Annotated in this window: 6 protein-coding genes and 3 pseudogenes; 8 read left to right on the top strand and 1 reads right to left on the bottom strand. The window is 73.1% G+C overall.

Annotated features, from left to right (window positions below):
- Window positions 1-83: 83 nt before the first annotated feature.
- Window positions 84-323: a DeoR family transcriptional regulator gene (locus ACZ411_RS07400; protein ID WP_464169605.1), complete on the bottom strand. Its 240-nt coding sequence runs from the start codon at window positions 321-323 to the stop codon at window positions 84-86.
- Between the two features lie 68 nt (window positions 324-391).
- On the opposite strand from ACZ411_RS07400, the pseudogene ACZ411_RS07395 reads away from it, so the two are divergent.
- From ACZ411_RS07395 to ACZ411_RS07360, 8 genes and pseudogenes are all read left to right on the top strand, one after another.
- A pseudogene (locus tag ACZ411_RS07395) lies at window positions 392-1,357 on the top strand (PfkB family carbohydrate kinase); the annotation flags it as partial.
- A 677-nt stretch (window positions 1,358-2,034) separates the two neighbouring features.
- A complete protein-coding gene (locus ACZ411_RS07390; RefSeq protein ID WP_464169627.1) occupies window positions 2,035-2,892 on the top strand; it encodes an extracellular solute-binding protein in 858 nt (285 codons plus the stop codon).
- Window positions 2,893-3,228: 336 nt separating this feature from the next.
- Complete coding sequence (locus ACZ411_RS07385) at window positions 3,229-3,906, top strand: carbohydrate ABC transporter permease (protein WP_464169603.1); 678 nt, start codon at window positions 3,229-3,231, stop codon at window positions 3,904-3,906.
- 15 nt (window positions 3,907-3,921) lie between these two features.
- Entirely contained in the window at window positions 3,922-4,359 is a 438-nt protein-coding gene (locus ACZ411_RS07380; protein WP_464169601.1) for a hypothetical protein, read from the top strand.
- The gene (locus ACZ411_RS07375; protein WP_464169599.1) at window positions 4,356-4,847 is read left to right on the top strand and encodes a carbohydrate ABC transporter permease; all 492 of its coding nucleotides are present in this window, start codon (window positions 4,356-4,358) and stop codon (window positions 4,845-4,847) included. Before ACZ411_RS07380 ends, ACZ411_RS07375 begins: the two co-directional genes overlap by 4 nt.
- 590 nt (window positions 4,848-5,437) lie before the next feature.
- Window positions 5,438-5,617 carry a hypothetical protein gene (locus ACZ411_RS07370; protein ID WP_464169597.1) on the top strand — a complete coding sequence of 60 codons (180 nt, stop codon included), beginning with the start codon at window positions 5,438-5,440 and terminating at the stop codon, window positions 5,615-5,617.
- Window positions 5,618-5,732: 115 nt separating this feature from the next.
- Window positions 5,733-6,290: pseudogene (locus ACZ411_RS07365) on the top strand (sugar-binding domain-containing protein); the annotation flags it as partial.
- 424 nt (window positions 6,291-6,714) lie between these two features.
- Window positions 6,715-6,816: pseudogene (locus ACZ411_RS07360) on the top strand (glycoside hydrolase family 2 TIM barrel-domain containing protein); the annotation flags it as partial.
- Window positions 6,817-6,867 lie beyond the last annotated feature (51 nt).

Raw genomic sequence — 6,867 nt, 5'->3', positions numbered from 1 at the left:
TGTTATGTTCATCTCCTTAAGACGGTTATCGAAAACTTGACTATTAACCGTTCCTCGTGCAGTGTCAAGAGATGTTTTCGCATTTATCGTGAAACGCTTTCGCGTTTTTCGTGCGCCGCTTCAACCTCGGCGAAGGGCGCGTCGGCCTCCACGAGCACGGCGCCGCCGTGGGTGCGGCGGAGCGCCCCCTGCTCGTCGAGGCGCGCCAGGTCGCGGCGGATGGTCGCGTCGCTCGTGCCGGCGGCCTCAGCCAGCTCGGCGACCGTCGCGCTGCGGGTGGCGCGCAGTCGGTCGAGGATCACGAACTCTCGGGCGTCTCTCATGGAGTGGCAACATTAGCGCGCAGGATCGAGCAGAAACAATCTTGTAATAATCAAAGTCTTCCATCCATGTGCTCACATGGGCTAGAAACGTCACTACCGGTCGACGGCTCCCGTCGACCCGGTCCCGCCGGCAGCGTCGCCGTCGGCGGACCCCCACCGCTCGCCGTCCCGCACGGCGCCACCCGACGAAGCAGAGGTCCCGAGTGTCCGCAGCACCCCGCCCCGAGCGGTCCGCCGGCCTGCTGGTCGTCGGCCAGCTGTTCGCGGACGTCGTGTTCGGCGAGCTGCCGGGCGGCCCGCGGCCCGGCCACGAGATCTGGACGTCGTCCTTCGGCCACGGCCCCGGCGGCATCGCCAACTTCGCCCTCGCCGGCGCGCGCCTCGGCGTGCCGACCGCCATCGCCGCCGCCGTCGGCCGGGATCCCTTCTCCACCTGGCTCCGCTGGCGCCCTCGCCGCCGAGGGCATCGCGCTCGACCACCTCGTGACGCTCGACCACTGGGCGCTGCCCGTCACCGCCTCCCTCGGCTACGACGACGACCGGGCCCTCGTCACGGGCGGCGTGCCGTGCCCGCTCGGCTCCGACGAGCTGATCCCCGGCGACGTGCCGGCGGCCGCCGCGGCGCTCGTCCATCTCGACCCGCACCGCAGCTCCTGGGTCGGCCGCGCCGCCGCCGCGGGCACCGACGTCTACGCCGACGTCGGCTGGGACCCGTCCGAGCGCTGGGACCCCGCCATCCTCGACCAGCTCGACGAGCGCCACGCCTTCCTGCCGAACGAGCTCGAGGCCGCCGCCTACACGGGCGCCGACTCCGCCGTGGGCGCCGCCCGCGCGCTCGCCGCCCGCGCGTGCCGCTCAGCGTCGTCACCTCCGGGTCGCACGGCGTCGTCGCCGTCGACGCGGCCCGCGGAGAGGAGGTCGTGCGCCCGCCGCTCGCCGTCCGCGCCATCGACGCGACCGGTGCGGGCGACGTGTTCGGGGCGGCGCTCGCCGCCTCCGCCGCCGCGCCCTGGACGCTGACCCAGCGCGTCGACTTCGCGTGCCTGGTGGCCGGGATCACGGTCACCCGCCCCGGCGGCGCGTCCGGCGCCCCGCGGCTCGCGGAGCTCGTTCCCTGGCCGCGCGCCCGCCCCGACGCCGCCGAGCCCGGCCGCTACGACTACCTCGCCGACGCCCTCGACCACCCCCGACGGCGCCCGGCTCCTCGCCTGACGCCCACGTACCCCGGATCCCCCCGCCCGCCCCTCCGCCCCACCCCACCGATAACGAGAACCACCATGTCCCACCACCCCGCCCGCCGCACCCGTGCCCGGCGCCTCGTCGTCGGCGTCGCGACCCTCGCGCTCGTCGCGCCGGTCCTCGCCTCCTGCTCGTCGTCGTCGGGATCCTCGGCCGGCGGCGAGCTCTCGACCTGTGGATTCTCGCCAGGACGGCCTCAGCCAGACGGTGCTCGGCACGTTCCCGGACGTGGTGCCCGGCACCACGCTCAACGTCTCGACCATCGGCGGCGACTTCAAGCAGAAGCTCGTGACGACGTTCACGGGCCGCTCGGGCCTGCCCTCCGTCACGGGCGTCAAGGGCGAGGACATGCCGTACTTCCTCAGCGAGGACGGCCTCTTCGAGAACCTGGACGACCTGGGCGCGCAGGACATCGTCGACCAGTACCCGGCGTGGAAGCTCAAGGAGGCGACGACGGGAGGACGGCGACCTCATCGGCCTCCCCATCGACATCGGCCCCACCGCCCTCTACTACCGCGCCGACGTGTTCGCCGCGGCCGGCCTCCCCAGCGAGCCCGAGGAGGTGGCCGCGGCCACCGCCACCTGGGACGACTACTTCGCCTTCGGCAAGAAGCTGAAGGACGCGACCGGCGGCGCGATCTTCGTCGACGCGTCGGACGTGTTCACCAAGTCCATCGGCCAGGGCACCACCCGCTTCGTCGACGAGTCCGGCGACTTCACGGGCGACGCCCCCGAGATCAAGGAGGCGTGGGACCGCGCGGTGCTCGCCTACCAGGACGGCCTCACGGCCAACGTGACCGACGGCAGCCCCGACTGGGCATCCGCCATCACCAACGGATCCCTCCCCGCCCTCCTCGGCGCCTCCTGGTACCAGGCGGACCTCAAGAGCGCGACGGCGGACACGTCCGGCGACTGGCGCGTGGCGCCCATGCCCGGGGGACCCGCCAACATCGGCGGCTCGTTCCTCTCCATCCCCGCCGGCACGAAGGACCCGGAGGCCGCGTTCGCGGTCATCAAGGACGTGCTGAGCGAGGACAACCAGGTCACCGCGTACGCCGACAAGGGCATCTTCCCCTCGGCCACCGCCGCCTACGACTCCCCGGAGCTGCAGCAGGGCGACGAGTTCTTCGGCGGCCAGTCCACCGTCGGGGTCTTCGCCGACGCCGCCGCCGAGATGCCCACCGCCTACGTCAGCCCCTACGACAACCAGGTCCAGGCCGCGTTCGTCACCGAGCTGCAGAACGTCACGTCGCTCGGCAAGGACCCGGCGCAGGCGTGGACCGACGCCGTCGCCGCGGGCGAGGCCGCGCTGAAGACCGCGAAGCAGTGATCCCCACCGTCGTCCGCCCGGGCGGGCGCCTGCGCGCGTCCTCCCGGGCGGGCGCGGGTGCCCCGGGCCCCGCGCGCTCCCGCGGGGCCGCCGGCACCCGCGGCATCCGCCGCACGTGGCCGTACTACGTCGCCATCGCGCCGTTCTTCCTGCTGTTCCTCGTCTTCGGGCTGTTCCCGGCGCTCTACTCGCTCGTGCTCTCGTTCCAGGACTGGAACGGGCTCGGCACCGCGGAGTGGGTGGGGCTCGCCAACTTCCAGGCCCTCGCGGCCGACGCCAGCCTTCTGGCTGTCGATCCGCAACACGCTGATCATCTTCGCGCTGTCGACGTTCCCGATGATGGCCATCGCGGTCGTCGTCGCCGCCATGCTCAACTCGGCGAAGCGCCTCAGCACCTTCTACAAGATCAGCTACTTCGTGCCGAACGTGACCTCGGTGGTCGCCATGGCCGTGCTCTTCGGCTCCATCTTCGGCGACAGCTTCGGGCTCGTGAACGCGGGCCTCCGTGCGATCGGCCTCGACGGCGTGCCGTGGCTCTCCACGCCGTGGGCGATCCAGGTGACCATCGCCGTCCTCATCACGTACCAGTGGACGGGCTACAACGCGATCATCTTCCTCGCCGGCATGCAGGCCATCGGCACGGAGGTCTACGAGGCCGCCAAGCTCGACGGCGCCGGCGCCATCCGCACCTTCTGGTCGGTGACGCTGCCGCTGCTGCGCCCCACGATCCTCTTCGTGCTGGTGGTCTCGACCATCACGGGCCTGCAGAGCTTCACGGAGGCGCAGGTCCTCACGGCCTCCTCCAGCACCACCAACCCGAACTCGGGCGGCGCGGGCCAGGCCGGCCTCACGACCGTCCTGTACTTCTACCAGCAGGCCTTCAACTACAACCGCTTCGGCTACGGCGCCGCCATCGCGTGGCGCGTCTTCCTGCTCGTGGTGATCTTCTCCATCATCAGCTTCCGGCTCGGGTCGGAGAAGAAGGAGAAGGTCGCGAAGGCGCCCGGCACGTAGGAAGGGACACCGCGCATGAGCACGACCGTCCACGCGGCGGGCTCCGCCGCGGCCCGCATCGCCGACCAGGCCTCCGGGCGCCCGCGCGACGAGCGCACCGGCCGTCCCGCCGGGCGCCGCCAGCTGCCGCCCGGTCGGGTGATCCTGCACGGGGTCCTGTTCGCGGGGTCCATCGTCAAGCCTGTTCCCGCTCTACTGGCTCGTCGTCATGGCGAGCAACACCACGAGCGACATCTACAAGTCGCCGCCGGTGCTCGTGCCCGGGCCCTACCTGTGGGAGAACATCCAGGCGGTGTTCCGCACGATCGACTTCGGCGGGTCGCTCATGAACACGGTCATCGTGGCCGTCTCCATCACGGTGCTGGTGCTGTTCTTCGAACTCGATCGCCGCGTTCACGTTCGCGAAGTACGAGTTCCCCGGCCGCCGCCCGCTCTTCGCGCTGCTGCTCGTGACCTTCATGCTGCCCGCGCAGCTGTCGGTGATCCCGCAGTTCGTGACCATGATCAACCTCGGCTGGGTCGGCCAGCTGCAGGCGCTCATCGTGCCCGCCGCCGCGAACGCGTTCGGCATCTTCTGGCTGCGGCAGTTCATCGTCTCGAGCGTGCCCGACGAGCTCATCGACGCGGCCCGCATCGACGGGGCCGGGTTCTTCCGGCAGTACCTCACGGTGTGCCTGCCGCTCATCCGGCCGGGCCTCGGCTTCCTCGGGATCTTCACCTTCATCGCCGCGTGGAACGACTACCTCTGGCCGCTCATCGTGCTCAACGACCCGGGCACGCTGACGCTGCAGGTGGCGATGAGCCAGCTGAACAGCGCCCGCGGCAAGGACTACGGCATGGTCATGGCGGGCGCCCTGCTCGCGGTGATCCCGCTCATCATCGTGTTCCTCATCGGCGCCAAGCAGTTCATCGGCGACATCGCGAAGGGCGCCCTGAAGTGACGGCCGCGTCGACGCGCGCGCCCCGCGTCCGGGCCGTGGACGACCGGGCCGCCCTGGGGTCCGCGGCGGCCGACGTGGTGCAGGCCTTCCTCGCCGGTGAGCCCGCAGGGCGTGCTCGGCGTCGCCACCGGGTCGAGCCCCGAGCCGCTGTACGCGGAGCTCGCCCCGGCGGCACGCGGACGGCGCGCTCGCGGTCGCGGGCATCGCGCTCGTGGCGCTCGACGAGTACGTGGGGCTGCCGGCCGGGCACCCGAGAAGTCGTGCCTCTTCCTTCGTGCGGGCGCGCGTCGCCGGGCCGCTGGGCGTGCCCGACGCGCGCGTCGTCGTGCCCGACGGGACCGCCGCCGACCCGGACGCCGCCGCGGCCGAGCACGAGCGGCGGATCCGCGCGCTCGGCGGCGCGGGCCTCCAGATCGTGGGCATCGGCGCCAACGGGCACCTCGGCTTCAACGAGCCGGGCTCGCCGTCCACCGGCACGACCCGCGTGGTGGAGCTCGCGGCCGCGACCCGGCGCGACAACGCGCGGTACTTCGACGGGGACCCCGCGCGGGTGCCGTCCGCGCGCCATCACGCAGGGCATCGCCACGATCATGTCGGCCCGGCGCATCCTGCTCGTCGCGTCGGGCGCCGCGAAGGCCGACGCCCTCGCGCGCGCGCTCGCGGGGCCGGTCACCGAGGAGGTGCCCGCGTCGATCCTGCAGCGGCACCCCGACGTGACGGTCGTCGCCGACCGCGCGGCGCTGCTGGCGGGGCTGGCCGCGCTCGCCTGAGCGCGTCCGCCGGACCCCGCACGTCACCCGCCGGAACCGCCCGGCATCCGCGCGACACCGCGCGGCACCCGCCCCGCCCGGCATCCGCCCGCCCGCCCCGCCCGGAAGGACCCGCATGTCCCACCTCGACGACGTCGCCCCCGGATCCCGCGGACCGGCTACCGCCGCGCGCCCGGTTCGCGACCGACGCGCCCGTGCACGCCCTCGACGGCGACTGGCGATTCCGGCTGCTGCCCGAGGCGCCCGTCGACCCGGCGGACGGGCCGCCCGAGGTGGCGGATCCCGCCCTCGACGACGCCGCCCTCGACGCGGCCGGCTGGACGACGCTGCCCGTGCCCTCCCACTGGGTGCTGCACGGGCACGGCGCCCCCGCCGTACACGAACCTGCAGTACCCGTTCCCGATCGACCCGCCGCACGTGCCCGACGCGAACCCCACGGGTGAGCGCCGGCGCGGCCTTCGAGCTGCCCGCGTCGTTCGCCGACGCCGCGCGCGTGCTGCTGCGCACGGACGGGATCGAGGGGCTCGCCACGTTCTGGGTCAACGGCGTCGAGGCGGGCTGGACCACCGGCAGCCGCCTCACCACGGAGCTCGACGTGACGGCCCTCCTCGTGCCCGGGGTCAACCGCCTCGGGATCCGGGTGCACCAGTGGTCGGCCGCCTCCTACCTCGAGGACCAGGACCAGTGGTGGCTCCCGGGGATCTTCCGCTCGGTCGAGCTGCTCGCCCGCCCCGCCGACGCCCTCGACGACGTGCGCGTGCGCGCCGACCCCCGCGACCCGGTCGACGGCTCCGGCCTCCTCGAGGTGCAGGTGGACGGCGCCTTCCCGGTGGAGGTGCGCGTGCCCGGGCTCGGCATCCGCGCGACGTGGGCGACCGCCGCCGACGTCGCGCCCCTCGCGATCCCCGCGGTCGACGCGTGGAGCGCCGAGCTGCCCCGCCTCTACGACGCGACCGTCGCGTCGCCGGGGGAGACCGCGACCCTGCGCATCGGCTTCCGCACCGTGCGCATCGACGGCGACGCCCTCCTCGTCGACGGCCGCCGCCCTCACCTTCCGCGGCGTCAACCGGCACGAGTCCCACCCGGAGCGCGGCCGCGTGTTCGACGAGGCGGAGGCGCGGGCGGACCTCGAGCTGATGAAGCGGAGCGGCGTGAACGCCATCCGCACCTCCCACTACCCGCCGCACCCGCGGCTCCTGGACCTGGCCGACGAGCTCGGCCTCTGGGTCGTGCTCGAGTGCGACCTGGAG

The sequence above is a fragment of the Clavibacter sp. AC415 genome (genome assembly GCF_979252985.1).
This window is presented reverse-complemented; position numbering and strand designations above follow the sequence as displayed.

Excerpts from the sequence above, each read along its gene's own strand:
- ACZ411_RS07400 (WP_464169605.1), bottom strand. The coding sequence starts at position 323 with ATGAGAGACGCCCGAGAGTTCGTGATCCTCGACCGACTGCGCGCCACC.
- ACZ411_RS07385 (WP_464169603.1), top strand. The coding sequence starts at position 3,229 with ATGATGGCCATCGCGGTCGTCGTCGCCGCCATGCTCAACTCGGCGAAG.
- ACZ411_RS07380 (WP_464169601.1), top strand. The coding sequence starts at position 3,922 with ATGAGCACGACCGTCCACGCGGCGGGCTCCGCCGCGGCCCGCATCGCC.
- ACZ411_RS07370 (WP_464169597.1), top strand. The coding sequence starts at position 5,438 with ATGTCGGCCCGGCGCATCCTGCTCGTCGCGTCGGGCGCCGCGAAGGCC.